We start from the raw sequence: 26116 nt of genomic DNA on the forward strand, positions 1-26116 counted from the left end.
AACTTAATGTGTTCTTCAAATATAAACTATTTTTTAGCAAAATCAAGAAGTTCCCACATTTGATGTGGTTCGATTTCCTTCTTTTCATTCTTTTTCCAATGATGCTGCATGTACATTAAGACAATGCCAATAACCCCTACAAATATCAAACTGATAAAAAATCCAGGCCTGCTTGATTTTTCCCATAACGTTCCGCTGACCGCTATCAGGATCAAAAGAAAACCTCCCCATTGCTTTACCTTTTCCCAGCCGGATAATTCCAATAACCTTGGATAAGCAAATAATACAAAGATCCAATTATAAAGCAGCATTAACCCAGCTGCCGTTGTAATATACTCATATACTTTATCCGGCAAAAGCAGCCCCGTTATAATACTTGAGACTAACCCGCAAATCGTAAGCAAGAGGGCAAATGACGGCACCTTTAGCTTGCCTTTTTTTGAAAATATTTTTGGTGCATCCCCATCTTCTGACAGCGTTACAACCATATTTGTCACGGCAAACAGTGAGGCTGTCATCGTTGAAAAACCGGCTATTATGATCGCACCGTTAAAAACATGGGGAAAAAAAGCCAGATTATAATGATCCATTGCCACAACAAATGGACTTTCATCAGATGTAAACTGATTTTTAGCTGCCAAAATAACAGCAAGGCCTACAGACAATAGATAGATCGTTGTTAAAAGCAGGAGCATAACAGAATTAGCCTTTCTGGCATCTTCCTTTTTTCGCAGTCTTGGTGTCATCATTCCCATGATTTCTATGCCGCCAAAAGCATAAAAGCCAAAAATCAAAGCAGACCAGAACCCGAAGAATCCTTCATTGAAGAATTCATTTGTTCTATTTGGAATATAAAGTTTTTCTCCTCCCCCATTGATCAAGCCGGCAATTCCGGCAATTGCTAAAATGATGAACATAAGAATAGCTGATATTTTTGTAATCGCAAAGATGTTTTGTGCCTTTTCAAAACCAGTTGCCCCTAACAGGACAATAATAATACCCAAAAAAGCATAAATTGAAGCAAAAATCCAAAGAGGAATATTCGGAAACCAAAATCGGGTAAAGATGGATAAGGCTGTCAATTGACTGCCGACAATTAGAATTTCTGAACTCCAGTACACCCACCCACTGCCAAAACCAGCCCATCTGCCAAACGCTTTTTTGGCATAAGTCCGAAAAGAGCCCTTTTGCGGGTCATGGGCCGCTAATTTTCCAAGTGCTTCCCCCACAATATAGGTTCCTGTAGCTGCAATAATAAAAATAAGCAGAACGGAAGCTCCGGTTAACCTAATGGCCAGCCCTGAGGCAAGGAAAAATCCCGTCCCGATAATACATCCTACACCGACTAACGACAATTGCCACCATGCTAATTTTTTATCATCAGGACCACAAGTTGCTTTTTGCATTCTCATAAGACCTCCTTAACATCTTTATTATTTTGCGAGTATCCTGCCGATTCTATGTAAGATGTCAGTCAGCATCAAAAAACAAAATGTCCCATTCTATCTTTTGATGCTGACTGACATCTTTAAACGCATTTTTCTACAAAAAGCGACTTATTTTATTTAATTTTTACAATAAATATACAATAATCATCTTCACTTCTTACATTTTTCATGTAAGATAATATTACAAAGAAAAAGAATTTTCCCTAAAATTAGATTAATCTATCATTACTTATATAATCGAATGGAGGACTTAATATGGCAATTAATGACAAAGTTCTATTCGCGGGAGATGTTTATATCATCTTATATGATTATAAAAATGGATGCTACGAAATAAGAAGTGAGAAATCACCAAGAAAAGTGGTGTTGGTTAAGGAAAATGAAATACAGATGTTGTAAAAAAGTAGTAAAAACCTAGCAGTTATAATAAATAAGGTCGTCTTTCTCCACTATGACGCTAGGTTCAATATCATTATTTGTTTACATAATATTATTATTGACTATTTATTAAATGATTTATTTGAATTTCCCTCGTAGTATAAACTGACTGTGATAAAAGTCATATCCATGATTTTTGAGATGTAGTTAAAATATATTGTTTATATTATTGAAATAGAGGTAAAACGATGGTAAAAGATTTATTTGTTCATGTATGTATTGTCATTACCTTTTTATTTATTGGTGGAAGCTTTGTTAGAAGCAGCCTCACATTCAATAGTTTTTCGAAAAAAATCATTTTTGGTACTTTCTCTGGGATTTTAGGATCACTCCTGATGCTTTTTACGATTCGATTGACTCCTACGATTATTATGGATTTTAGACATATTGGCATTTTAATGTCAGCACTTTATGGAGGACCACTTTCGATAGCCATATCCGTTTTGATTATCTGCTTAAGCAGATTTGTTTTTATTACTAGTTCGCTGGAATCACTTCTCATTTCACTTTTGAATATGGTTTTAATTGGAATTTTTTCTATATTCATTTCGACATTAAAGCTTACAGAACTAAAAAAAATGGATCTATATGTATCTGTTCAGCATCATTACCCTTTCGTTTGGCTTTTATTATCTACCTGTACCCGCTCATTTGATATTATTTCTCGAATGGGTGGTGAGGAATTCTCTGTTCTCCTTTTTAATTGTTCAAACGAACTAGCTTTAGACATAGGCGAACGAATTCGTTCATGCATAGAACATCACCCTTTTATCCTGCCTGATGGCAAAAGTATCTGTCTCACCATTTCCATCGGTGCAGCAACGTTAATGGAAACAACCCACAATCCTGATCAGCTTGTTAAACAAGCTGATTCGGATTTATATATAGGAAAAAATACAGGCAGGAATAAGGTTTGTACGATTTCAATTGAAGATAAATAAGTCAACAAAAAGGGCTGTCCCATGACAGCACCTTTTTGTTGTTCAATTACATAGAAATATCTTTATTTGAAAAAATAGAATTGCTTGTTTTAACCTGAGCAAGCACATTAATAACAAATAATACTACTCCTAATACAACCAACAATGAGCCAATAATTGTTCCAACTACAAGTGCTTGATTACCTGTAATTAATTGGACAAATAAAATCCCCTGCATCAATGGTAAACCAATATTATGTAACCAAAAATGTGCCTTTGCTAGTTTTGTTTCTCCAGCCTTTGGAAAAACGCAGTAAATAAGTCCAAAAATAGCCATTGAAACCCAACCTAATAAATTTAAATGTGCATGGACAGAGGTAAACGAAAAGTTATGAATGATTCCCATCACAAGTCCAAGTGCTACAGCTATCAAAAAGTATACAGCTGCAATTTTCAAAAAACGTACTCCCATTATTTCTCTCCTTTTCATACTATTTCTATTTTGAACATTTTTTATAATATACTACTTTATTCATAGTGTTAATAGTTTTAATCAATATTTACAAATAAATTTACATATTATTAATACTTTTATCCTATTTTTACCTTTTGAGCAGTTAATTAGACATATTCAGATAATAATGAACATTTTTTCCAAAAAGATGGGAGGATTTTGTGATGATCTTGTAGAACTAATTAAGCATTAACAGGAACAAATGTTTCGGAAAGGTGGAAATGAAATGGATCGAATTAGTTGTCTAGCTTTTCTTCTATATCAAGCAGAAAATAAAGAGATACAAGACGCAGCCTTACAATTAGTCAGCGGAGAAATTTCCATCAAAGAACTTAAAAATAATCGACAATTTTTTCCTTATATCAAGGAAGCTGAAAAGGAATTGAAGAAAAATACATTAAATACGAATGATGTATGTAATTTTGTTGAAAGTTATTTATATACTTACTAATTAGAAAAATGTCAACACACTTCCCCGTAGTAACGGAGAAGTGTGTCTTTTTCCCTAAAGGATTCTATAGAAACAAATGTCTAAATTCACCATAGCCTTCCTCTTCCAGCTTTTCTTTCGGAACGAAGCGAAGTGCTGCCGAGTTAATGCAATAACGCGAGCCGTATGGTTGAGGACCATCATCAAATACATGTCCTAAGTGCGAATCAGATGTTTTCGTTCGAACCTCTATGCGGCGTAAACCATGAGAGGTATCAAACCTTTCCTCCAGTTCATTTCTACGCAATGGCTTTGTAAAGCTGGGCCAACCGCAGCCTGCATCATATTTATCCAGCGAACTAAATAAAGGTTCCCCTGAAATAATGTCAACATAAATCCCCTCTTCTGTATGATTCCAAAACTCATTTTGAAATGGAGGCTCTGTTGCGTTATTCCTTGTGACCTCATATTGGATCTGTGTCAGCTCCTGACGCAATTGTTCATCACTTTTTCTCTTTTTCCAGTGTTCACGAATAAATTTCGCCCGCCCCGATCCCTCTTTATATAAATTGTAGTGAAAAGGGATCTTTTTATAATAATGTTGATGCTTTTCCTCTGCGCGATAAAAAGTTTTTGCCGGCAGTAATTCGGTTACTACAGGCTTCTCAAACCGTCCGCTTTTTATTAGCTCTTCTTTAGACGCTTCTGCAAGCTTTCGTTGTTCTTCATTATGATAAAAGATCGCTGTCCTATAAGAAGATCCGCGGTCATTAAATTGTCCTCCTGTGTCAGTGGGATCGATTTGCCGCCAAAATAATTGGAGTAATTTTTGATATGGAAAGATTTTTGGATCAAACGTAATTTGAACGGCTTCGTAATGTCCTGTTGTATCTGAACATACTTCCTCGTATGTAGGACTTTCCTTTTGACCGCCTGTATAACCTGAAATCACCTCTTTAATTCCAGGTTGTTGGTCAAACGGTTCGACCATACACCAAAAACAGCCGCCGGCAAATGTCGCTAATTCATATTGGGTCATTTATCCTTGCTCCTTTTCTCATTTATCAAATATTGCTATAAAAAAATTGATGTCACGTAGCGTAATATTTTTCAACACTTTACACATCCTAACTAGTGGAGGTGAATAGGTTGAAAAAAGATAATTCCGATATTTCGAATCAAAATTCTCCCCAAGATTCCATCATGAATTCAGTAAATCAAACATTTGATGAAATGATACAAGATGTCAGAAATCTAATAAATGAAAACTCACAGAAGAATTCCCTAAAATAGCAAAAAATCTAACGCCAGTTTTGGCGTTTTTTTCTATTTCCGACATTCATATTCCAGTGATTGAATTTTCATTCGTAGCAAATAATAAGAGTAGTGTTGAAGTAAACACTAAAAATTCAATGTGGAGGGATATACTTTGAATATTCTCTTTCGCTTATTTCCAACTATTTTTTTCTTCATCCTTAAAGTGGCGTTCATGCTAAGTAATTCAATATCGAGATTAAATAACTTACTAAGAAAGCCATCCATGACATAAGTTGAGTATTCTATAAGTATTACCTATTCTCATTGATATAATAAAGGAGAGCATTTGTTCATGCTCTCCTCAATAATTGATTTAGGACTCCTTTCTAATTCCGTTCATAATAAACCTCACTACATTCTCAATGTCTTCTTCAGGATGGTACGCGGAAGGTTTTGGTGTTAACACAAAATCAGATACAAAATAGCCGACAATGACTGTAAACATCAATTTTAATATTTTCTCACTAGGAAGCTCCACTATTTCTCCTCTGCTTTTATAATGATTAATCATCATTAAGAAACGGTTTAAAACAATTTCAGAAAAGAATGGAAGCAATTCCTCTTTTAATTCGTCACTATATAATAGCTCTTTGACAATCACTTTAAATAGCTCCTGATTTTGGGAGATAAAAGACCGGCGATTTTTTATGAATGCTCTTAGAAACTCCTCAAAGCTTTTGTCTTCAGAATAGACCTCTTTGAAAACATTCTCAGCCATCGATGGCAAGGACTCTTTTATGAAAGGTAGAATAACCGCAAGCAATAAGTTATCCTTTGTTCCATAATGGCGAAATATCGTTCCTTCTGCCACGCCTGCTTCCTTTGCGATTTCACTTGTTGAAGTGTTTGCATATCCCTTTTCGGCAAACATTTTAACAGCTGTTTCCGCTATTTTTTGCTGTTTATCGGTCTTTTTCTTCGATAATGTCGTTTGTGCTATCATTTCATCCAAAAGACTTTTCTTAGACACTTACTCCACCTCAATTTTTCACAAGCTTTTCTATAACGTTCGATATCGTTTCAAAGCGAATATATTTAGTATGATAAAAATGAACGCAAAAACAACTAAAGCTAATAAATCAAATGTAATATCTCCTAATCCTAGTCCCATATACATCACACCCTTTAGTGCATCAGCTGCATAGTATAACGGCATGAACTTTCCAATCCATTGCAGCCAATCTGCCATCCCTTCAAGCGGCAGAATTCCAGAAAAGAATATTTGCGGTATAATCGCGATGGGAATAAACTGCACCATTTGAAATTCAGTTGCTGCAAACGATGATAAAAGTATACCTAAAGATAGAGCAACTAAAGCTAACAATAAATTAATCAGGATGACATTCCAAATGGAGCCCACAAGGATAATATCTAATACGAGGATTGAATAAAATACAACTATCACCGTTTGAATGACTGCAAACATTCCAAAACCAATTAAGTAGGCTGAGACAATTTCTCCCCGTCGGATTGGAGTTGATAAAATTCGTTCCAAAGTACCTGTTGTTCGTTCCTTTAATAACCCAATTCCTGAAATCAGAAATACAAAAAAGAAAACAAAGAAACCAATTAATATCGGGCTTAGAACGTCAAAAAACACGGTATCACTGCTTCCATATACGTAATTTGTTTCAATATTTACTTCTGGCGAGCTAGTATTTGCAACGCTTTGATTCATGAAGACAGATTGAGCAAAAGATGCAAGATTTTGACTGACTTTCATTTGCAATGTTTTCGCTACACTAGGATCACTATTTCGAAGCGTTAAGGTAAATTGTCCATTCTCTTTCTGCAGTATACCATCAAGATCCTCATCCACAATCTTATCTTCCACGTTACTTACTTCTTGATATTCGCTAATCTTGAGATTTGCATCCTCTAATTGATCTACTAGACCCTGTTCTACATTTACTACCCCTAGTTTTGGTTCAACTGTGTCCCCATTAAATAATAAATACATCAGACTTAAAATTAGCAAAGGAGCAACAAATAATAATGCCAGTGTTCGTTTATCACGGAACATCTCCAGACAAATTCTTTTAACTAAGGCCATCGTTCTCATGTTTCCATCCTCCCTGCATGTAGAAATACCTCATCAAATGTACTGGCATGATATAAGGTCTTTAATTCGTCAGGTGTCCCTCTCGTTAAGATACGACCATCTCTCACCATTGCAATATAATCACACTTTTGCGCTTCTTCCATTACATGCGTTGTCACAATAATCGTTTTTCCTTCTTCGTTTTTCAAACGTAATAATTCATTCCATATACCTATTTTTAGTTCTGGATCAATCCCAACCGTTGGTTCATCCAATATAAGAATTTTGGGGTTTTGGATTAAGGCAATCGCGAGTGATAATCGACGCTTCATCCCCCCGGAATAAGCGGATACTTTCTTATTAAGTTCGTCAGTCAGGTTAACTAAGCCGGCTGCATATGAAATTCGGTACTTCATTTCTGCTTTGTTCAATTTGTAAAGTGAGGCAAAAAAGGTAAGGTTTTCCTTTCCTGTCAATGTTGTATATAACGCATCGGATTGTGCCATATATCCAATATCTTTAAGAATTTCAAGGTTTGGCATTTGTTTATTTAATACCTTTATGGATCCGGAATCAGGCTTATCCATACCGACAATCATCTTGACTAATGTTGTCTTTCCAGCACCTGAGGGACCAATGAATCCATATAAATTCCCCTCTTCAATCGATAAGTGGATCCCGTTTAACACCTGTTTCTTACCAAAGCTTTTACTTATGTTTTCTATTTCAATACTGACACTCATCTCTAACCCTCCCAGAAAAGAAAAGTGAGTAATTACTTATTTTATTATTATGGTAATCTTTTCTTTTGTCAATTATAAAAATGTGAGTAATTACTTACATTTATCGATAAAAATTCCCCATACCATTACTTACTGTCGTGCATAAGATGATAAGAAAGGAGTTTTGCAAATGAGTGTTACAGCATTTATCATTTCTATCATTATTTCGCTGATGATTGGCTATGTTGCGGAAAAACTTGTCCCTTTTGATATGCCCGGGGGTGTGTTTGGTTCAATTATTGCCGGATTCATTGGAGCATGGATCGGACATGGTTTATTCGGCGCATGGGGGCCCGCGATTGAAGGCTTTTACTTAATCCCTGCACTGATTGGTGCGGTTATCGTTGTCGTCATTGTTGGACTTGTCAGTGAAATTTTTTAACTTTATCTTCATGTTTTCCCATAATGAATGAATTTCTTTCCAAAGAAAAAAGGAGACATGGCGTCTCCTTTTAATCTATCATTCTATTACAATGTTATTCCTCTATTACCCAATCCTCCTGATAAAGAATATCACCATTTGCTGATAAGGCCTTTATGCTGCTTTTCTCACCAATTGTTAAGTAGTATCGCTTTTTGTCTTTTTCAATAATTTTTGCTTCGTTATAATGATCTGTTTCACCAATTGCCAGCGTTTCTATTTTTTTAATTTCTGGATTATGTATTTCACCATAGATAATGGAAATATCTGCTATGATGTTGCCTTCTTTATCATAGTCTTTGAAGTGCTCTTTATAAATGGTAAGTTGGTCATTATCTTTATGCTTCCATCCGTTTGGGCCAACATTATCCCAACCATCCTCTTGATCACCTTTTAAAAAGGCAACTCCTAAAACAGGTTTGGTTTGATCAGTAAATTCCTCTATTTCCGCAATTGTATCATATAGAACAATCGAAATTTCTTCCATTTTCTCAGTATGTATTATTTGATTTACCTTATACGGAATGGCCTCGTTCATAGTCGGATAACTACAGGCTGTTATAATTAAAATGAAGATGCTGATCAACAGTAATTGAATCCTCTTTTTCACGATCCTAGCCTCCTTTTCATCATGTTGCTATAATTATATCAAATTTTCAAAAGTAATATCGAAATAATTTATAAATTTAGTTTATTTTGTTTTTCCGAATACTGAAACTTTATTGCCCTCATTTGCCTACAAAAAAAGCTTGAATCAGGTTCTCAAGCTTTAAGTGAATTCCCATTCTCTTCAATTATAGCAGGTGTAAAGTCTATTACTTCTTTTTCCGCTTACGTTCATTGGATTTTTTAATCTTCATTATTTTGGTTGGAGGTTGTTTTCGAAGCCACTTAATAAACGAGGTAAGCTTTTCATCTTCTCTTAATTTTTGGATTGATGTGAGCCTTGCCGCAATTTCATTATTGCTGTATAATGCATGAATTTGTTTGTGACACGGAATACATAGATTTGCTGTTTCACCAAAGGTACCTCCCATTTCTTTTGGCAATAAATGATGGACTGTTGTTTCTACACCGCTGCGTCCACATAGTTCACAAATAGCCATCATTTCACTCCTTGAAATAGTTTTAAGAGAAATTGCTAAAACCACCCCTTTCTTTTAAACCAAAGATATAGCAGCACACCTACGATAACCATAATGCCTAAAGCTAATAAATAACCATATTTCCAGGTCAATTCAGGCATGTGTTCAAAGTTCATACCATAGATTCCGGCAATAAAGGTCAAAGGCGCAAAAATAGACGTAATAATCGTCAAGACTTTCATCACATTATTGGTCTGGTGTGAATTCAATGAAAGGTAACTGTCACGAATATCTGCTGTCAATTCCCTGCTTGACATAACCATATCCGATAATTTTAATAAATGGTCATAGATATCGGAAAAATACTCCCATCGATCCCTTACTCCTTGTAAATGATGGGAATTTAACATCCGGTAAAGCAAGTCCCGCATCGGGTTAATCGAATGACGTAAATTCAATAACATATGCCTTGTTTCAAACAGCTCACTCATTAAATGATCCATTGATTTATTATTTGTATTTGTTTCGATTTTGTCTAATTCATCCTCTATTTTGTACATAAGTGGAAAGTAGTTATCCACAATCTTGTCTAAAATATCGTAAAACACATAAAATGGGTCCCATTGCTCAATATTATTCCTATTTAACAATCGCTCCCATACTGGATTCACTTCCAAAACAGGCTCTCGATGGAAAGTAACAATATAATGATTGCCAATGAAAAAATTCAACTCTTCTCTGAAGATTTCCATAGCCTCTTCCTTTACTGTATGAGTGACGAAAAAAGTGTAATCATCATAATAATCCAATTTGGGACGCTGTGGCCGATGGATACAATCTTCGACGGCGAGTGGATGAAATCGGAATGTCTTTGTTAAGTGCTCAATATCTTCTTGCCCAGGCTCATTAAAATCAACCCAGTACCATTTATATTTAGTAAAATCCACATGGTTAATGGAATGAAACGTTTCTAATTCGTTTTCGAATGTAATTCCAACCATTCTAATCATCAAGTGCACACCCTCATTTGGTTTTACAGATATCTCGTTCAATATCCTTTCTAGAGAATATCATTTACAAAAGTTTAGCTTTTACGATTTCAGCTAATTCTATCCAAAATTGAAATTAAAGGTTCTTAACGGTATTCTATAGAAGATCATGCTTCATTCTATCTAGAACAACAAAGGAGATTTAAACGATGGATTTTGTGACTTTGAATAATGGTTTGAAAATGCCGCAGTTAGGCTTTGGGGTATGGCAGGTTCCAGATGATCAAGCAGCTTTTGCTGTTGCGAAGGCTCTTGAAGTCGGATACCGATCCATTGATACTGCAATGATTTATGAAAACGAAAAAGGAGTAGGAAAGGCGATTCATGAATCCTCTGTTCCTCGTGAAGAACTTTTTATTACAACAAAGGTTTGGAACACTGATCAAGGCTTTGATAATACCATTCGTGCCTATGAAAACAGTTTGGAAAGATTGGGATTAGACTATGTTGACCTCTATCTCATTCATTGGCCGACACCTCAATTTGATCAGTACGTTGATACATACAAAGCATTAGGAAAGCTATACAAGGATGGGCGCGTGAAAGCGATTGGGGTGTGTAATTTTAACATCGATCATCTCGAACGTATTTTAAATGAATGTGAAGTCAAACTGGTATTAAATCAAATTGAATGCCATCCGTATCTTTCCCAAAGAGAAATGAAGGAATTTTGTCAATCACATGATATTTTTGTGGAGGCTTGGAGTCCGCTTGATCAAGGCGGCGAAGCATTACAGGACCCTGTTATTAAAAAGATCGCAGAAACACATGGGAAATCGCCGGCTCAGACAATCCTTAGATGGCATTTGCAAAATAATACAATCGTGATTCCGAAATCTGTCACCCCAACACGCATTGAAGAAAACTTCCAAGTGTTTGAGTTTGAATTATCCCCAAAGGAAATAGAAGAAATAAACAAGCTTAACCGGAACCGCCGCAAGGGTCCAGAACCAAATGATTTTAATATAAGATAAACTTCCGAATATAGAAAAGAAGCGATAACGACATCGCTTCTTTTCTACCTATCAAGCTTGATCAGTGAGAATTTTATCATAACAATAAAACGGATTTTCTTTTCCGTGAAAAGCCATTTCCCCTGCCTTTACATATCCACATTTCTCAAATAATGCCTGAGCTTTTTTATTTAATGAATAAGTATCGATTTTCATATATGGTACATTGTTTTGTAAGGCTATTTTCTCTGCATAAGCAATTAGGCTTGATGCCATTCCTTTTTTTCTCGCAGCAGCACTTATCACAAGCCGATGGAAGGTATAGGCTGATGTCTTTTTTCTCCAAGAAATGTCATGGTATTCATTTGGAAGGTTGGTATCAACGGTAATGGATCCAAATACTTTACCATTTTCTTCATAAACATATAAAGACTCATTTTTCGCGTCATTTTCAAAAATAGTAACCGTCGGATACTTTTCATCCCATTGATCACTCTTTTCTTCCTTCATTATTTGTACTGTGTCCTTAACCAACTTCATAATAGCAGGTATATCTTCGTTTCTGCCTTTTCTAATCATTAAACTCTCTCCCAATTATAAAATTTCATTCGTATCTTTCAAATCTTCATTATTTCTTTATTTAAATTCGAACCTGATTTTCTTTTCTCTGTTTCCTTTTTTGCAGGAAGTTGAGCAATGATCACAGCTGTAAACATTATGATACAGCCGATCATTTCTTTAAGTGACATACTCTCTCCCAGTAAAATCATGCCTGAAATGACGGCAAAAACCGATTCCATACTTAAAATAATGGCAGCAACAGTGGGATTTGTCCCTCTTTGGCCCAAGATTTGAAACGTATATGCTATCCCAACAACAACAATTCCGGTATAAAGAATAGGGCCCGCACTGTCTAAAATAGAGGATAATTCAATTGTTTCTGCAAATAAAGCCATTACGAAAGACAGTATACCCGCTACAAAAAATTGAATGAAAGACATTTTTAATCCATCAACTTTTGGAGCAAAATAATCAACGACCAATATGTGAATAGCCCAAAATACAGTGCCGCATAAGACAATGACATCACCTTTTGAAATCGAAAATCCTTCTGTAATACATAATAAATAAAGCCCTACAACCGCCAAGGCTACACCTATCCATACATTTTTACTTACTTTCTTATGTATAAAAAGTCCTAATAGCGGTACTAATACAATATATAATGCCGTAATGAATCCCGCTTTTCCAGCTGTTGTGTACACTAAACCGGCCTGTTGAAAGGATATCCCAAAGAACAAGGCAACTCCGCAGGCTAAACCGCCAACGAGCAAGTCTTTTTTTGTTCCTGTCGGCCTATTATTTTGCTGCTTGTTATTTAACCTGTTCATTATTAATATGACGGGGATTAATGACAGAGTTCCGATTAAGAATCTGGTTGCAGTAAATGTAAATGGTCCAATATAATCCATGCCTACACGCTGGGCTACAAAAGAAGTACCCCAAATTAGCGCAGTAATAGAAAGAAGGAGCTCACCACGCACTTTATTGTTTTCCATATGTACCCTCCATTACTATGGCTATTATTCATAAATGATATTATATCAATAAATTATTTTCTGTGACTTAAATATTTTAATAAAGATTTAATAAATGATAAACAAAGTCCAACTAGAAAATAAAAAAGCTTTATCCATTGAACATCTTGGATAAAGCTGTAGTCCATGTTTAAATATACCATTTTGCAAGAAAAAATTGCTTTGTTCATTATGAAAAATTAAGCTATAAAATGTAAACGAACCTCACTAGATTACAGGATAATATTGTTCATACCTTGGATGGAAATAATAAGGAGGTCTCACTCCTATAATTGGAACCCAAAATATTTGGGAATCAGCATAGAACATTTGCTTTTTCTCATCCGATTGATTTCTCAATAAAAATTTAACTTCTGGGTTGTAATAATAATCATGCATGAGAAATCCTCCTGCTATCCTTTTTTTCTTTATCATATTATAAAAGCAGATATTGAGCTTGTATCTCCCTCCATTTTGTAACCAGGCACGATGGGCAGCTGACACTCATACAGTAACCTAAAGTTCATTTTGCCATTGGAGGACTAAGGAATATGACTAATGATAATTCGGAAACGAATCCCTATCCGTTATATCCCAATTATGGGAAAATAACGCGATATAAGGATATTGCCATAACCGTTCCAGAACAACGCCAATATAGACAGCCCGGGATCGAACGTTTAATGGTACCAAGGCCAATTATCGAAAATCCCCATTATAAAGGAAGCGGGAAGTTAAAAGGAAAAGTTGCACTTATCTCAGGCGGTGACAGCGGTATGGGCGCTGCGGTGCTATAGCATTTGCTAAAGAAGGAGCAAATGTTTCCATTTCTTACCTTGACGAACACGAAGATGCCGTTCGGACAAAAACTAGAATTGAAGAGCTTGGCAGACAATGTCTGTTATTGCCAGGAGATTTAAGAGAAAAACAACAATGTGTGAATATTGTTGAGAAGACGATTGAGACCTTTGGGGAACTCGATATTCTTTGTAACCATGTTGGATCCAATTTCAACAGTTGAGTCTATTGGATATTACAGATGAGCAATTTGATAATACCTTTAAAGTTAATATTTATTCCCATTTTTATACGACTCGCGCTGCACTAAAGTACTTAAATGCAGTCAGTTCGATTATCAATACGGCATCTGTTGTGGCCTTCGATGGAAATGATCAATTAATCGATTATACTGCTACAAAAGCTGCTAACGTTGGTTTTACCCGAGCTTTAGCCAAAAACTTAGTTAGTAAAGGAATTAGAGTGAATGCCATCGCACCAGGTCGAATTTGGACACCTCTTATTCCATCAAGTTTTTCTGCAGATCAAGTACCTTTAGCTGGTAATCCGATGCACCGCCAAGGACAGCCATTTGAGGTTGCCCCCGCATTTGTCTTTCTAGCCTCAGATGATTCACGGTTTGTCACTGGTCAAACCTTACATGTGAACGGCGGTCAGGTGTTTACTTAACCAATTTGTGATATGGAAATTTTACCTGTTATTGCAGTTATTTTTTCAACCATCCTATTAAATGGAGGTGGAAAAAATGACAGATCGTAATCCTATTGAGTATACAGGGAAAGTCCTTGACCAAAGAAATACACTCACAGGTCCGGACGATTCTGGCAAAGCATCTTATCCAGAACGGCCAAAAAATGTCCCGATTAAAGAGCAGTCTTACATGAAGCATTTAACTAGTCATTAAACATTAGGCTGCCTGAGATTTAGGCAGCCCTAAAATGTTTATTCCTAATGTTTATCGAAATCGAACCTCTATAACAAATACTTAACTAGCATCTCCTTCTCCATTCTGTATTTAAACAATTCCTAATTAAATCATTGTAATATATTGGATTTTTTGGTTACAATAAGATATTGTGATATTTAACAACATGAAAAAGGGGATTGGCCCTCACATCCAATTATAAATGTTGAAGGAGTTGAGCCGTCATGTCATTACAGTTGGTTCCCTATTTAGTAATGGATGGAAATTCAAAAGAAGCGATTGAATTCTATGAAAAAGTATTTACTGCAGAAAACTTAGGGATTGTAAAATTTGGTGATATGCCCCAAAATCCGGATTTTCCAATACCTGAGGAAACGAAAGACCTGATTGCTCATGCAACACTCAAAGTTGGTGAATCCATACTTATGTTTTCTGATAATTTTCCTGGACAACCGCATCAAAAGGGAAATCAAGTGACCATATGTGTAAGTACAAAGGATACGGACAAATCCCAACAGCTTTTTGAAGCATTACAGGTGGGCGGACAAGTGAGTATGCCTCTGCAAAAAACTGATTTCAGTCCTTCCTATGGGATTGTAACCGATAAATTTGGTGTGACATTCCAAATCTATACAGAATCACACTAAAACAAAAATGGCTTCATCGTTAAACGATGGTGCCATTTTAATTTTCCCATCATTTTCACAATCTATATATTTTAATCTTTTGATATTATTCTTCTATTTTTTTATAATAAAATAATAATAAATTAATATAGATTGAGTGGTTAACATGAAATTCAAAGGCCGTTTCACTGCTTGTATTCTTGTTTTTATAGCGAATGGAATTTACATTTATTATTATTACTCAAAATATCGAGTGATTGAAAAAATAGAGTTCGTGGGACTGCCTATTATGCTGGTACTTGCTTGGTGGGCGGGCAGACAATTTGATAAAGTAAAATGCTCGCAAAAACAAGTTCGTTTACAAAGGGATGAGTTGGAAAGAAACACGAAAATGTTTCAAGCTATCTATGAAAAAGCCCCCATTGGAATCGCCATCATAGACAAATATGGCCGCCCTGTTAACTCGAACGCTAAACTTCAAGAAATGCTTGGGTATAGTGATGCTGAATTAAGTAAGATGACATTTAATGATTTCAGTGATTCAGATGATGCGAAAAAAAATATGAAGTTTTTATCAGCTTTGTTAAATGGAGAAATTGATTCTTATCAATTAAATAAACGCTATATTCGTAAAGATGGTCAAGTAATGTGGGGAGAAGTGACATCTACTTTGTTTCCAAGTCCGGACAACCAATCCATTTACGTTATTGGTATGGTCGCTGACATTACAAAACGGATTATAGCAGAACAAGAACTTAACAAAGCATATCAAGAGATGAAATATTTCTCAAATCGTGATGGTTTAACAAATATTGCTAATCGGCGCTATTTCGATCACTATTTAATCACTGAATGGGAACGGGCTAAGGATAGCTCATTACCCATTTCAATGATCATAGTAGATATTGATTTTTATAAAAAATATAACGATTCCAATGGTCATTTAGCCGGAGATGGTTGTCTAAAACAAATAGCAAAAATATTAGAAGCTGCCGTCGAGAATTCAATTGGATTAGCTGCCCGTATTGGCGGTGAAGAATTTGCGATCGTTCTTCCAGAAACAGATTTATCCCAAGCCAAAATGATGGCAAGTAAAATACAATCAACCATATCTGTGATGAAGATTCCACACGAGAGTTCACCTATTAGTTCATTTATTACTGTAAGTATAGGTGTCTCTACTATGGTTCCAACCACAGCCTCTAAACCGGAAGAATTAATCCTTAAAACAGATAAAGCATTATATACTGCAAAGAAAAAGGGAAGAAATCGTGTTGAAATTGACTAAATAGGGTTCAGTAGTTATAGTTTGAAACTTATAACTACTGGACCCTATTTTTTCCTAGCACATTTCTTTTGAATAAGAGATTTCCAAATAAACAGTAGTGATTTTTCGTTTTTTAAGTATTGGACGTTCGAAAAGATAAAAGGTTTTAACTAATTATTGGGCGAGATTTATATTATCTTGTTGTGTATTTAGCACATAATGTTATTAGAAAATTAAAAACTCTCTTAAACAAAGTTTGCCACTGTAAAGCCAATAGCAGCCGACAATATTCCCAAAAATACTGATGTTATCACATAAAACAGCGCAATTTTACCATTCTTAGACGTTATTAAAGTAATGGTCTCATATCCAAAGGTCGAAAAAGTAGTATAAGCGCCGCAGAAACCAATCCCAAACAGAAACCAAATCCATTCACCTATTCTGTCTGTCAAATGGAGATTGGCCAATACTCCCAGTAATAAAGATCCTGAAATATTAATAATCCATGTTCCTAGTGGAAAATAGATAACGTTTTGAAAACGGTTTTTAATATAATTGCCTAATAAAAAACGTGCAGCACTTCCCAGTGATCCGCCAATTCCGATTAACCAAATCATTTTTCTCCCGCCTCATCTTTACGTGATAACGCCATTCGGTAACCTAAATAAGCTAAAAGAATTCCTAAAACGATGGAGCCTAAAATGTACAGGAATGCTTGTCCGACAAAACCATTTTGAAATAATTGCAGTGTCTCAACGGAGAACGTTGAGAAAGTAGTAAATGAACCGATAAAGCCAGTTCCTATCAAAAGCGAGATTTCAAGTTTCACTTTTTCCGTGCGGCTTGCATAAGTCAGAAACCAGCCAAGGATAAAACAGCCGATTAGATTAATGGATAACGTTCCGAATGGAAAGCCATTTCCATATTGAATCCATTCCCCTAGGCTAAATCTGGCTATACTTCCTAAAAAGCCGCCAACCATGACAAATAATACATTCATGCTAACCTTCTTTCTGGCAGTAATGCCGACCAACTAAACAAATTCTATTTTGTTATATAGATCAAAAGCATTCCTATTGCATCATGAGAAATCCAAACAGCCTATCCTCCATTTCTTATGTTATAATTTCCATAAAATAATGAATATTTATAAACATTCAAATTGGAGGTCGCTTGCATGGAAGCACTTGCTATTATACCCTTTATCCTAATGATGATTGTTTATCTTGGATTTCTTGGCTTTATCATTTGGGTAGCAGTAAGCTTTATTAAAACTCAGAAAGAACGTAATGTCATTCTAAGAGAAATATCATATAAACTAGATAAATTAGATATGACGAAAAAGGAAGAGTAATGATACTCTTCTTTTTTTCTTTATACGAATCCTATGATGAAGAAAGAAAAACGCGGGTACCCTTTTCGAATGTGTAATTAGCACATGATACAAGAATGACATTTTGCTGCTACATCATTAATAATTCGCGAATATCTTCATCTGTTAATGATGATGCTCGATTCTCCCCGGGATCGATAATCGTTTCTATTAAATCCTTCTTTTTCGATTGCAGCGCATTCATCTTTTCTTCAATTGAGCCGCGCGCAACAAGCTTGATCACCTGTACTGCCTGCTCTTGTCCAATGCGATGGGCACGGTCAGCAGCCTGCGCTTCTACTGCCGGATTCCACCATAAATCATACAGGATCACGGTATCAGCACCTGTTAAATTTAACCCGGTCCCGCCTGCTTTTAAAGAGATAAGAAACAAGTCTCGTTCTCCAACATTAAATCGATTGCATAATTCCACTCGTTCTTCTGCTGGTGTCTGCCCATCTAAATAGAAAAACGGTATTCCCTCTTCCGCTAATTCCCGGCCAATGATGCCAAGCATTTTTGTAAACTGGGAAAATATCAATACTCTTCTCCCTGCTTGCCTCGCTTCCTCGAGCAGCTGCAGCAGCCTTTCAAATTTTGCAGATTTTCCTTTATAGCCGTCTACAAACAAGGCCGGATGACAGCAGATTTGCCGCAGGCGTGTTAAACCGGCAAGTATTTTAATGCGATTTTTCCGGATCGTTTCTCTATCTAAATGCTTTAAGGTATCATGTTTCAGCTTTGCTAAATAGGCGGCATACAGCCTTTTTTGCTCCGGTAGTAATTCTACTGCTTCAATCGACTCCGTTTTTTCAGGTAGCTCTTTAAGGACATCCTCTTTCAGCCTGCGGAGTAAAAATGGCCTGATTCTTCGCGCAATCTTTTCCCTTGTCAAATTGCTGTATTCCTTCAAGCCCTGGAATAGTTCTGGGAAGACAACATGGAAAATAGACCATAGCTCTTCTAGCGAATTTTCTATTGGAGTACCGGTAAGTGCAAATCGGTTGCCAGCCTGGATTTTCTTGACTACTCTGGCTGTTTGTGTAGTCGGATTCTTAAATGCTTGTGCTTCATCGAAAAAAACCGTATGGAACTGCTGACCCTCGTACCATTTTTGATCTTTTCGCAGCAATGGATAGGAAGTAATGATGACATCCTGATCCATTGCCTCCTTCATGATTAAGGTTCGTTCTTTTATCGAACCATCTATAATAACGGCCTGCACGTCTGGAGTAAATTTCAGCAATTCGTTCAACCAATTATAGGTCAATGAGGATGGACAAACAATGAGAACCGGAGTTTTCTTTTGACGAATTTCAGTCAGCTCTGAATAAATAAAGGCGATACTTTGCAAGGTTTTTCCCAGTCCCATACTGTCCGCTAAAATCCCGCCAAACCCATAATGCGAGAGCATCTTCATCCATTTGTAGCCATGTTTTTGATATTCACGCATAATATGGTCCAGATTTTCCGGAACTTTAAAGCTCAAGTTCTCAGGATGCTCAATATCCTCTAAGAACTTGCGAAACGATTCTTCGATTGTAAATACCTCTTGATTATCTACTGTTTCTAACATACGCAAACCTTGAATCGTACTTACGTGGTAACCTTCTTCCACAGAATCAATGTCATCTGGAAGAGCGTACAGGAATCTTTTCAGCGCATCAAACTCCCTTGTCTCCAACGATAACAGTGAGCCATCCCGTAGCCGGTAATACTTTCGTTTTTCCTCTAATGCAGCAAGTACATCTTTGATTTGCTTTTCAGGTATACCATCCAAATCAAACTTAAATTCAAGCCAATTCATGCGATCCTTATAGGCTTTCACTCTTATTTTTGGGCGAGGATTGCCTCTATATACTCGATTTCGGACAGCTGTTGTAGCATAGATTTGCACTAATTTTTGCAGTTTTGGAAGGACATGGTATAAAAACTCATACTCCAATTCTTCATTATATAAGAGGTAGCCGCTGTCATTTCTCGCAAAGGAACTATCCTCCATGATTTGCAGGATTCGTTCCTCCTTTTCAATGTCTCTCATGACAAACGTCTTTAGCGGACGGTTTTCCAATGGATTAATTATTATTTGTTCATAATGAAACTCAAGTCCAGCCAAAAGGCGATTGTTAACACGATCTAAATAAAGCTTGGCTTTTAATTGTGTCTTTTTAAGACTTTCCGTTATTCTATTCGGCAGCTTGACCTCACCTAATCGTTTTAAACCAGGAATTACTTTTTCGAGAAAAAGCGATACCTGCTTACTTGGAACAGGAATTTGATTTGTTCCTGTAGACGCCAGCATGTCTGTTAATTCAACCAAACGCCTAAAATCCTCTTCAGGTAAACGAATTAATTTTCCGGCTGATAAAACATACTTGTAGGAGGTTAAAATAATCAGATTATGTAAACCATCTATCTTCAGTTGAAAGCCTTTGCCAGGTGCTTCAACAAAATTGAACTTGAGCGTTAACGGCTCCTCTGAAACGGCTAATTGATTTAATCTATTGCCGTTAGATTCAAGCTTCACATTTGGTGCTTTCTCCAAAACAGGAAGAAGGGTTTCCCATGAAGCAGGAGAAATCATTAATAAATCTTTGTCATCTTCTTCCCTGTTTGTTTGAAGCGTATTCAAATAAGCTTTTTCATCATCAAGAATGTGAAACAGCTGACGAAATACAGCCTCATCTTCTATGAGAAAGCAATGAAGACTTGGATCATACGTTGCAAAATAAGAGAGCATACATATATTCCCTGCTCTTACATGTTTGAGAAACTCACGGATATTTTGGACTTTTGTCTGTCCGACTTTGACTTGAATCGCAAACATCCAATGCTCATTGCCAAAAGATACAGGTTTACAGATAAACTCCACGTCAAGTATTTCTCTATCTTCAAAATGGCGTTTTTTTCTAATAGATGGGACCTGTTTTTGATTAAAAAGAGCTAGCAGACCATCTGTCAGTTCATTGTTTTCTCTATCGGTTTGACTTCCATATTTCGTTTGTTGCGTCGTGCCTTCCCGTTGATGATTATTAAGAACGATTAAAACAGCAGCGATATGCTGACAGTCCTTTTGAAAGGAAGCGAGCTTCGGACAGCTGCATGAAGCTTTTATGCTGCTTGAGCCATTACGCTCAATAGTTACATAAAAATCCTCTGTTCCGCTTACAACAGCCTTGCAAAATTCAGAACTGTACTCATTAATTGTTACTTTATTGTTACGAACATAAAGGTCTCCTCTCTTGAAGGAGGCCATACCACACATTTCTTTAATGATTTTTTGATTTAACGGGATATTCAACATATGCCTCTCCTTCCTGAGGAAATTCAAGTAGTATTACAAAAAGATATTATATCATTTTAGAAAGGAATTATTGAAATAAAGATAAATAATTGAAGAAAACAAAAAAACGTCATTAAGACTAAAGCTTAATAGACGTTTTTCCATTTAGATTTTTTTTACAAATTCAGATTTTAATTTCATCGCTCCAAAACCATCGATTTTGCAATCAATATCATGATCGCCATCGACTAAACGGATATTTTTCACTTTTGTCCCCTGCTTTAGTGTTGAAGAAGATCCCTTTACTTTCAGGTCTTTAATGATTGTTACGGTATCACCATCGTTTAAAACATTTCCATTTACATCTGTAATGACTTTTTCTTCTTCGTTGTTTTCTGCTTCCAATGACCATTCATGAGCGCACTCCGGACAAACAAGCAGGCTTCCATCTTCGTATATATATTCTGAATGACATTCCGGACAGTTAGGTAATTTTGACATCGAGATTTCCTCCATTACTTTCGAATATTTGAAGAAATAAATTTACATGGACTCATCTATTATACCTTGCCCTAAAGGAAATTTCCCCATTATTTTCATAATCTATACAGAATTAACTACAAAAGCCAGATCCCTATAATAATCGGAAAGAAGAGCCATCAATTATTTCAACGTCATTTCGTATTTTTACCTCTTCCATTAAAGTAAACAAGGCCTGATCCTTCATTTTTGCCTCAATCATACAGTCTATTTGTGGAATACTGCCATTTATCTCCTTTAAAAAACGAAAGAACATTTCAATATCCACATAATCTGCATGGTGGCGAAATTCCTTCTCACTTTTGGGGCTTGAAATATGCATTTTGATTGGCAGTGGAGAGTTTTTCCAGGTTGCTATAATCCGTTCCCAATTCTCCTGCCAATTCTCATTCTGATGGTGTGCGAGATGATGATGATAGTCAAACACAAGCGGGATGCCAATTTTTTCACATAAATAGAGCGCATCATCGACTGTAAAGGATGTATCATCATTTTCAAGCATGATCATCCTTTGAATGGAGCTTGGCACCGCCATCCAATTTTCAATAAAGCGCTCCAGTGATTTTTCTGTTTCTTTATAATTTCCGCCGACATGCAGAACACAGCGGTGTGTTGGATCAATCCCCATTCTCTTCAACAACAGATAATGGAGCTTCAATGTTTTAATCGAGTTTTTTAAAACTTCCTTTTTATCGGAGTTAATCACAACAAAATGATCAGGATGAAAGTCAATTCTTATTCCATTTTTTTTAGCAAACAGGCCAATTTCAAAAAGATGATCCTTTAATGGTTTCATATAGTCCCAATCAAGAAGCTCTTCATGGTTTGCTAATGGAATCAAACGTGAAGTTAAGCGATAAAAATGAATTTCACTAAACACGTTATGCCGAAGAAGCCTCAGTGTATTTTCTAAGTTGGATATAGCAATCCGTTCTAATTTACGAATCGCCGCTTCCCTGTCCCTTATTTTTTGAAACTGGGTAAAGGTCATCGTTTGGGATGGGGATGCATGTTGTAATTCCATACTCATTGCAACATAACCAAGTCGTACAACTGTCATAATAATCCACCTCTGTATCATTATGGTGAAAATGAAGATAGTGTAGACAGGATTAAGAATTAAATAATAAATACTCATAAAAAAACACGATACAGTTAATCGTATCGCGTTTCTTTTTTCTATCAATCAGTGACTCTTCTTAATTGTCTTCGGATTTCTGCAGCAGTTGAAGTTGGTTTATCCATTTGAAAGATAACATACCGATATTTCTTATGTCCTAACATTTCAATTAATATTAAAGGCTGAACTCGTTCATAGGAAAGGAAATACCACTCATTACCATATTTAAAACTGCCTTCATAGATATTTAATGGAGGTATGGAAGTGCCGGGCATTCTAAGCATCATTTGCTGTGCCTGAAATTGATCAACATAGACATTTTTAATCATGCGATAAGGCATTATGATTTTTCGCTTTAATGCAAGTATGGCAGTTAATCCCGTAAGTTTCAATGTCAATTCTTCTTCCCCAAAATGTAAAACCCTTGCCATATTCACACCTCTGTTCAGATATCCCTGTATTATTATTAAATTATGCGTACTTAATGGATACTTTGCATAAAAATTCAACGATGATTGACTTCAGCACTTGCAAATATAGACTATTAATCCGATAAACATTGAGAAAAACCCACTTTTTTAAGTAGATTGGATAATTTTTTTAAAAAAAATTATCAGAATTATTAAATTTTTCATAAATATCTGATATAATGTATTTATTGGCAAACTAGTATTACCATTTTTAGAATCTATAAATTCCACTAGCTTTCAATTCAATTGAAAGCTGCAATTTTCTTTTCACTATTAGAATACCATTTTTTTAGGTACTTTACTTCATTCAATTTAAAAACAATTATATTTCCAAAATGCCACTTTTGTGGCTTTTGTATAAATGTTTAAAGGAGGTACATTTATGTACAATATTAAAGAAAAAGAAAAATTATTTATCTACACAGGTCCAGATGGTTCTGGAAGAAAAACAATAGCAAAAATGGTAGCGACAACGTTTGATATGGAAACTGTCTTATCATATACAACACGCCAGCCTCGGCATTACGAGCAAGACGGTGAGGACTATTATTTTGTCAATGAAGAAAACTTTAAACTGATGGAAGCTAGACAAGAATTTCTCGAAAGCGTTGAAATCGATGGATTCCATTATGGAATTCGTGAGGAAGATGTTATCAAAGCATTTGAAAATCATAATCTTGTCTATTTAACACTGAACCCAGAGGGTACAGAAAAATTAAAGCAAATGTATGGTGATCGTGTCATGAGGTTCTTTATTTACGCTGATCGTGATACCGTATTAGACCGTTTGAAAGCGCGTAATGAAAGTGATGCAGATATCGTCCGCCATATGAACCATTACCAAGATACAATGCTTTATAAAAATAACTGTGAACACAGCTTTGAAAACTTCGACCTCCCTCAAGTCTCTTTTCAAATTAGTGAAGTAATTGAAAAGTTTCTTGATAGAGATATTATTGTAACCGACTATTAAACATTATGATTCTTAGACCATTTGATGGGTACTACGACGGTACTGTGTCCCTAACAGGAAAGGGGCAACGTACCAGTCCATCAGGTCAGATAATCAGACTCGCTCAATGCTTAAGTTAATGAATGCTTTACCTCCAATGCAGCCCTCAGTATTCATCTAACAAATTTAATCCCAACAAAAAGAAGCCGTTTCCGTATTTCGGATTTCGGCTTCTTTACTTTAATATTTCTTTAATTTATCTTTACTTTTTTCTCATTCTTTTTATTCTTTTTGTCTTTTTTCTTTTGTTCTTCCAGTTTCTTTAATTCTTTTTTCCTCTTTTTCTCAGCCTTTTCTTCTTCCTGTTTCTTTAATTCTTTTTTCCTCTTTTTCTCAGCCTTTTCTTCTTCCTGTTTCTTTAATTCTTTTTTCCTCTTTTTCTCATCCTTTTCTTCTTCCTGTTTCTTTAATTCTTTTTTCCTCTTTTTCTCTGCCTTTTCTTCTTTCTTTCTTGCCTTTTTCTCTTTCTTTCTTGCCTTTTTCTCCAATGCTTCTACATCCTCTGTTCCTTCCACTGCTCCTGTTTCATGAATGGTCATTTCTTCAATTTGATCTTCATCCATTTGCTCTTCCTCATTTGGAGTATTAAATGATTGTTCCCATACTTCAAGTACTTCCGCCGCTACTCTTTCCCAAGTATAGAGTGTAACTGCCAGTTCCCGACCTTTTTCACCCATTTTCTTCATAACTGATCGATTAGATAGAATTTCAGTCAGTTTTTCTTCAAAACCAGCCGGAGAATCTGGATTTTCAACAACAAGACCATTCTCCCCTACAAGGATGACTTCCGGATTTCCTCCTCTGGCTGTTGTCACAATTGGCAAACCCGCTGCCATTGCTTCGTAGTGTACACGGGCAAGCGGCTCCTGCCATAATGAAGTACAGACAAAAATATCTGCTGCAGCAAACCAATTTTGAATTTCGTTAGGTGAAACAAACCCTGTGGCAACAACCGGAATTGGCAATTTATTCGCTAAAGATTTTACATATGCAATATAATCCGTTATATCATCTTGGCTGAACCATTTACTTCCAACAATGACTAAGGCTAAATCCTTATGTTTTTTTGCAAGTGCTGGTAATGCCCGTACAAGACGATCAACACCTTTGTTATGAGACAATCTTCCGGCAAAAAGTATGACTGTTTTATTTTCTAACCCATTCGCTTTGCGAAGCTCATTGCGAACTTTTTGCATTTTAGGATGATTGCCTGGTAAAAATTGATTCCCATCTACACCGGAATAAATGTGACGGAGCTTCGATGCAGCTTCTGGATATAACTCTCTAATTACATTTCCTACATATTTACTTATTGTGACAATATTTGTTACCTCTTGAACAACAGCTGCTGCTTCCTCTGGATTAATCTTTTGTGGATAGAACATATCATTATGCATACTTAGGGTAATTTTAGCATTTGGTGCTGCTTCTCTAACAGGAAGGACAAGTCGAGGCCGGTTAAAAATATGAATTAAATCAAACTGATGGGATTGAAGATAATTGACCACTTCATCCTTGTAAATTTCAAATACTTTTCCCGGAATTCGCGCATAGTGAATTCCATCAATTGTTTCAGAATCGGAAAGAGTTGGGTCATTCACACCTAATACGGTAACATCATATTTATCGCGGATATAGGGAAGGATTCCGGAAATATACGTTTGGATGGCCCCTCCAAGTACTGGAGGAACAGGTAGTTTTTCTGTACAAATCATTAATACTTTCATA

28 protein-coding genes and 1 pseudogene are annotated in these 26116 nt (G+C 35.9%); 11 read left to right on the plus strand and 18 right to left on the minus strand.

What is annotated here, in order from left to right:
• Positions 1-26: 26 nt before the first annotated feature.
• The gene (locus R4Z09_RS16345; RefSeq protein WP_422392195.1) at positions 27-1406 is read right to left on the minus strand and encodes an amino acid permease; all 1380 of its coding nucleotides are present in this window, start codon (positions 1404-1406) and stop codon (positions 27-29) included.
• Between the two features lie 297 nt (positions 1407-1703).
• On the opposite strand from R4Z09_RS16345, the gene R4Z09_RS16350 reads away from it, so the two are divergent.
• Both R4Z09_RS16350 and R4Z09_RS16355 read left to right on the plus strand, forming a co-directional pair.
• Positions 1704-1847, plus strand: a complete 144-nt coding sequence (locus R4Z09_RS16350) for a hypothetical protein (RefSeq protein WP_338447814.1) — start codon at positions 1704-1706, stop codon at positions 1845-1847.
• Between the two features lie 227 nt (positions 1848-2074).
• Positions 2075-2827: a diguanylate cyclase gene (locus R4Z09_RS16355; RefSeq protein ID WP_338447815.1), complete on the plus strand. Its 753-nt coding sequence runs from the start codon at positions 2075-2077 to the stop codon at positions 2825-2827.
• Positions 2828-2873: 46 nt separating this feature from the next.
• On the opposite strand, the gene R4Z09_RS16360 is transcribed toward R4Z09_RS16355, so the two are convergent.
• Positions 2874-3278: a cbb3-type cytochrome c oxidase subunit I gene (locus R4Z09_RS16360; RefSeq protein WP_338447816.1), complete on the minus strand. Its 405-nt coding sequence runs from the start codon at positions 3276-3278 to the stop codon at positions 2874-2876.
• Between the two features lie 268 nt (positions 3279-3546).
• On the opposite strand from R4Z09_RS16360, the gene R4Z09_RS16365 reads away from it, so the two are divergent.
• Entirely contained in the window at positions 3547-3771 is a 225-nt protein-coding gene (locus R4Z09_RS16365; protein ID WP_338447817.1) for a hypothetical protein, read from the plus strand.
• A gap of 64 nt (positions 3772-3835) precedes the next feature.
• On the opposite strand, the gene msrA is transcribed toward R4Z09_RS16365, so the two are convergent.
• The 4 genes from msrA to R4Z09_RS16385 all read right to left on the minus strand — a co-directional run bounded on the left by msrA (position 3836) and on the right by R4Z09_RS16385 (position 7851).
• Positions 3836-4789, minus strand: coding sequence for a peptide-methionine (S)-S-oxide reductase MsrA (gene msrA, locus R4Z09_RS16370; protein ID WP_338447818.1), 954 nt, complete (start codon positions 4787-4789; stop codon positions 3836-3838).
• Between the two features lie 591 nt (positions 4790-5380).
• Complete coding sequence (locus R4Z09_RS16375) at positions 5381-6037, minus strand: TetR/AcrR family transcriptional regulator (protein ID WP_338447819.1); 657 nt, start codon at positions 6035-6037, stop codon at positions 5381-5383.
• Positions 6038-6067: 30 nt separating this feature from the next.
• Complete coding sequence (locus tag R4Z09_RS16380) at positions 6068-7129, minus strand: ABC transporter permease (RefSeq protein WP_338447820.1); 1062 nt, start codon at positions 7127-7129, stop codon at positions 6068-6070.
• Positions 7126-7851, minus strand: a complete 726-nt coding sequence (locus R4Z09_RS16385; protein ID WP_338447821.1) for an ABC transporter ATP-binding protein — start codon at positions 7849-7851, stop codon at positions 7126-7128. The genes R4Z09_RS16380 and R4Z09_RS16385 overlap by 4 nt, the downstream gene beginning before the upstream one ends.
• A gap of 169 nt (positions 7852-8020) precedes the next feature.
• Here R4Z09_RS16385 and R4Z09_RS16390 point away from each other — a divergent pair, with 169 nt between their 5' ends.
• Positions 8021-8272: a GlsB/YeaQ/YmgE family stress response membrane protein gene (locus R4Z09_RS16390; protein WP_338447822.1), complete on the plus strand. Its 252-nt coding sequence runs from the start codon at positions 8021-8023 to the stop codon at positions 8270-8272.
• 94 nt (positions 8273-8366) lie between these two features.
• On the opposite strand, the gene R4Z09_RS16395 is transcribed toward R4Z09_RS16390, so the two are convergent.
• From R4Z09_RS16395 to corA, 3 genes are all read right to left on the minus strand, one after another.
• Entirely contained in the window at positions 8367-8921 is a 555-nt protein-coding gene (locus tag R4Z09_RS16395; protein WP_338447823.1) for a hypothetical protein, read from the minus strand.
• Positions 8922-9126: 205 nt separating this feature from the next.
• Positions 9127-9417: an HNH endonuclease gene (locus tag R4Z09_RS16400; RefSeq protein ID WP_338447824.1), complete on the minus strand. Its 291-nt coding sequence runs from the start codon at positions 9415-9417 to the stop codon at positions 9127-9129.
• A 35-nt stretch (positions 9418-9452) separates the two neighbouring features.
• Complete coding sequence (gene corA / locus R4Z09_RS16405; RefSeq protein ID WP_338447825.1) at positions 9453-10406, minus strand: magnesium/cobalt transporter CorA; 954 nt, start codon at positions 10404-10406, stop codon at positions 9453-9455.
• A gap of 188 nt (positions 10407-10594) precedes the next feature.
• Here corA and R4Z09_RS16410 point away from each other — a divergent pair, with 188 nt between their 5' ends.
• Positions 10595-11419 (plus strand): aldo/keto reductase, encoded by an 825-nt coding sequence (locus tag R4Z09_RS16410; RefSeq protein WP_338447826.1) that lies wholly within the window; start codon positions 10595-10597, stop codon positions 11417-11419.
• A 51-nt stretch (positions 11420-11470) separates the two neighbouring features.
• On the opposite strand, the gene R4Z09_RS16415 is transcribed toward R4Z09_RS16410, so the two are convergent.
• Both R4Z09_RS16415 and R4Z09_RS16420 read right to left on the minus strand, forming a co-directional pair.
• The gene (locus R4Z09_RS16415) at positions 11471-11977 is read right to left on the minus strand and encodes a GNAT family N-acetyltransferase (protein WP_338447827.1); all 507 of its coding nucleotides are present in this window, start codon (positions 11975-11977) and stop codon (positions 11471-11473) included.
• 38 nt (positions 11978-12015) lie between these two features.
• Positions 12016-12957 (minus strand): DMT family transporter, encoded by a 942-nt coding sequence (locus R4Z09_RS16420; protein WP_338447828.1) that lies wholly within the window; start codon positions 12955-12957, stop codon positions 12016-12018.
• A 569-nt stretch (positions 12958-13526) separates the two neighbouring features.
• Between R4Z09_RS16420 and R4Z09_RS16425 the strand changes: the two are divergent.
• The 4 genes and pseudogenes from R4Z09_RS16425 to R4Z09_RS16440 all read left to right on the plus strand — a co-directional run bounded on the left by R4Z09_RS16425 (position 13527) and on the right by R4Z09_RS16440 (position 16612).
• Positions 13527-14442, plus strand: a pseudogene (locus R4Z09_RS16425) (SDR family oxidoreductase).
• 76 nt (positions 14443-14518) lie between these two features.
• Entirely contained in the window at positions 14519-14677 is a 159-nt protein-coding gene (locus tag R4Z09_RS16430; protein WP_338447829.1) for a hypothetical protein, read from the plus strand.
• A gap of 245 nt (positions 14678-14922) precedes the next feature.
• A complete protein-coding gene (locus R4Z09_RS16435; protein ID WP_338447830.1) occupies positions 14923-15345 on the plus strand; it encodes a VOC family protein in 423 nt (140 codons plus the stop codon).
• A 145-nt stretch (positions 15346-15490) separates the two neighbouring features.
• Positions 15491-16612 (plus strand): GGDEF domain-containing protein, encoded by a 1122-nt coding sequence (locus tag R4Z09_RS16440; RefSeq protein WP_338447831.1) that lies wholly within the window; start codon positions 15491-15493, stop codon positions 16610-16612.
• A 224-nt stretch (positions 16613-16836) separates the two neighbouring features.
• On the opposite strand, the gene crcB (R4Z09_RS16445) is transcribed toward R4Z09_RS16440, so the two are convergent.
• Both crcB (R4Z09_RS16445) and crcB (R4Z09_RS16450) read right to left on the minus strand, forming a co-directional pair.
• Positions 16837-17208 carry a fluoride efflux transporter CrcB gene (gene crcB, locus R4Z09_RS16445; RefSeq protein WP_338447832.1) on the minus strand — a complete coding sequence of 124 codons (372 nt, stop codon included), beginning with the start codon at positions 17206-17208 and terminating at the stop codon, positions 16837-16839.
• A complete protein-coding gene (gene crcB, locus R4Z09_RS16450; RefSeq protein ID WP_338447833.1) occupies positions 17205-17591 on the minus strand; it encodes a fluoride efflux transporter CrcB in 387 nt (128 codons plus the stop codon). Before crcB (R4Z09_RS16450) ends, crcB (R4Z09_RS16445) begins: the two co-directional genes overlap by 4 nt.
• Positions 17592-17768: 177 nt before the next feature.
• Here crcB (R4Z09_RS16450) and R4Z09_RS16455 point away from each other — a divergent pair, with 177 nt between their 5' ends.
• Positions 17769-17945, plus strand: coding sequence for a hypothetical protein (locus R4Z09_RS16455; protein ID WP_338447834.1), 177 nt, complete (start codon positions 17769-17771; stop codon positions 17943-17945).
• A gap of 109 nt (positions 17946-18054) precedes the next feature.
• Here R4Z09_RS16455 and R4Z09_RS16460 read toward each other — a convergent pair whose 3' ends face one another.
• The 4 genes from R4Z09_RS16460 to R4Z09_RS16475 form a co-directional block, all read right to left on the minus strand.
• On the minus strand, positions 18055-21264 hold the full coding sequence (locus R4Z09_RS16460) for an SNF2 helicase associated domain-containing protein (RefSeq protein ID WP_338453291.1): 3210 nt from the start codon (positions 21262-21264) through the stop codon (positions 18055-18057).
• 147 nt (positions 21265-21411) lie between these two features.
• Positions 21412-21747, minus strand: coding sequence for a zinc ribbon domain-containing protein YjdM (locus R4Z09_RS16465; protein ID WP_338447835.1), 336 nt, complete (start codon positions 21745-21747; stop codon positions 21412-21414).
• A 133-nt stretch (positions 21748-21880) separates the two neighbouring features.
• Positions 21881-22846 (minus strand): UV DNA damage repair endonuclease UvsE, encoded by a 966-nt coding sequence (gene uvsE, locus R4Z09_RS16470; RefSeq protein ID WP_338447836.1) that lies wholly within the window; start codon positions 22844-22846, stop codon positions 21881-21883.
• A gap of 122 nt (positions 22847-22968) precedes the next feature.
• Positions 22969-23337: a hypothetical protein gene (locus R4Z09_RS16475; RefSeq protein WP_338447837.1), complete on the minus strand. Its 369-nt coding sequence runs from the start codon at positions 23335-23337 to the stop codon at positions 22969-22971.
• 421 nt (positions 23338-23758) lie between these two features.
• On the opposite strand from R4Z09_RS16475, the gene R4Z09_RS16480 reads away from it, so the two are divergent.
• Complete coding sequence (locus R4Z09_RS16480; protein WP_338447838.1) at positions 23759-24349, plus strand: guanylate kinase; 591 nt, start codon at positions 23759-23761, stop codon at positions 24347-24349.
• 230 nt (positions 24350-24579) lie between these two features.
• Here the strand turns inward: R4Z09_RS16480 and R4Z09_RS16485 are convergent, their stop codons facing one another.
• Positions 24580-26115, minus strand: a complete 1536-nt coding sequence (locus tag R4Z09_RS16485) for a glycosyltransferase family 4 protein (RefSeq protein ID WP_338447839.1) — start codon at positions 26113-26115, stop codon at positions 24580-24582.
• Position 26116: the final 1 nt, after the last annotated feature.

It is taken from the genome of Niallia oryzisoli (assembly GCF_036670025.1).
Lineage (GTDB): Bacteria > Bacillota > Bacilli > Bacillales > Cytobacillaceae > Bacillus_BD > Bacillus_BD oryzisoli.

Excerpts from the sequence above, each read along its gene's own strand:
- R4Z09_RS16345 (WP_422392195.1), bottom strand. The coding sequence starts at position 1,406 with ATGCAAAAAGCAACTTGTGGTCCTGATGATAAAAAATTAGCATGGTGG.
- R4Z09_RS16350 (WP_338447814.1), top strand. The coding sequence starts at position 1,704 with ATGGCAATTAATGACAAAGTTCTATTCGCGGGAGATGTTTATATCATC.
- R4Z09_RS16355 (WP_338447815.1), top strand. The coding sequence starts at position 2,075 with ATGGTAAAAGATTTATTTGTTCATGTATGTATTGTCATTACCTTTTTA.
- R4Z09_RS16360 (WP_338447816.1), bottom strand. The coding sequence starts at position 3,278 with ATGGGAGTACGTTTTTTGAAAATTGCAGCTGTATACTTTTTGATAGCT.
- R4Z09_RS16365 (WP_338447817.1), top strand. The coding sequence starts at position 3,547 with ATGGATCGAATTAGTTGTCTAGCTTTTCTTCTATATCAAGCAGAAAAT.
- msrA (WP_338447818.1), bottom strand. The coding sequence starts at position 4,789 with ATGACCCAATATGAATTAGCGACATTTGCCGGCGGCTGTTTTTGGTGT.
- R4Z09_RS16380 (WP_338447820.1), bottom strand. The coding sequence starts at position 7,129 with ATGAGAACGATGGCCTTAGTTAAAAGAATTTGTCTGGAGATGTTCCGT.
- R4Z09_RS16385 (WP_338447821.1), bottom strand. The coding sequence starts at position 7,851 with ATGAGTGTCAGTATTGAAATAGAAAACATAAGTAAAAGCTTTGGTAAG.
- R4Z09_RS16390 (WP_338447822.1), top strand. The coding sequence starts at position 8,021 with ATGAGTGTTACAGCATTTATCATTTCTATCATTATTTCGCTGATGATT.
- R4Z09_RS16400 (WP_338447824.1), bottom strand. The coding sequence starts at position 9,417 with ATGGCTATTTGTGAACTATGTGGACGCAGCGGTGTAGAAACAACAGTC.
- corA (WP_338447825.1), bottom strand. The coding sequence starts at position 10,406 with ATGATTAGAATGGTTGGAATTACATTCGAAAACGAATTAGAAACGTTT.
- R4Z09_RS16410 (WP_338447826.1), top strand. The coding sequence starts at position 10,595 with ATGGATTTTGTGACTTTGAATAATGGTTTGAAAATGCCGCAGTTAGGC.
- R4Z09_RS16415 (WP_338447827.1), bottom strand. The coding sequence starts at position 11,977 with ATGATTAGAAAAGGCAGAAACGAAGATATACCTGCTATTATGAAGTTG.
- R4Z09_RS16420 (WP_338447828.1), bottom strand. The coding sequence starts at position 12,957 with ATGGAAAACAATAAAGTGCGTGGTGAGCTCCTTCTTTCTATTACTGCG.
- R4Z09_RS16430 (WP_338447829.1), top strand. The coding sequence starts at position 14,519 with ATGACAGATCGTAATCCTATTGAGTATACAGGGAAAGTCCTTGACCAA.
- R4Z09_RS16435 (WP_338447830.1), top strand. The coding sequence starts at position 14,923 with ATGTCATTACAGTTGGTTCCCTATTTAGTAATGGATGGAAATTCAAAA.
- R4Z09_RS16440 (WP_338447831.1), top strand. The coding sequence starts at position 15,491 with ATGAAATTCAAAGGCCGTTTCACTGCTTGTATTCTTGTTTTTATAGCG.
- crcB (WP_338447832.1), bottom strand. The coding sequence starts at position 17,208 with ATGATTTGGTTAATCGGAATTGGCGGATCACTGGGAAGTGCTGCACGT.
- crcB (WP_338447833.1), bottom strand. The coding sequence starts at position 17,591 with ATGAATGTATTATTTGTCATGGTTGGCGGCTTTTTAGGAAGTATAGCC.
- R4Z09_RS16455 (WP_338447834.1), top strand. The coding sequence starts at position 17,769 with ATGGAAGCACTTGCTATTATACCCTTTATCCTAATGATGATTGTTTAT.
- R4Z09_RS16465 (WP_338447835.1), bottom strand. The coding sequence starts at position 21,747 with ATGTCAAAATTACCTAACTGTCCGGAATGTCATTCAGAATATATATAC.
- uvsE (WP_338447836.1), bottom strand. The coding sequence starts at position 22,846 with ATGACAGTTGTACGACTTGGTTATGTTGCAATGAGTATGGAATTACAA.
- R4Z09_RS16475 (WP_338447837.1), bottom strand. The coding sequence starts at position 23,337 with ATGGCAAGGGTTTTACATTTTGGGGAAGAAGAATTGACATTGAAACTT.
- R4Z09_RS16480 (WP_338447838.1), top strand. The coding sequence starts at position 23,759 with ATGTACAATATTAAAGAAAAAGAAAAATTATTTATCTACACAGGTCCA.
- R4Z09_RS16485 (WP_338447839.1), bottom strand. The coding sequence starts at position 26,115 with ATGAAAGTATTAATGATTTGTACAGAAAAACTACCTGTTCCTCCAGTA.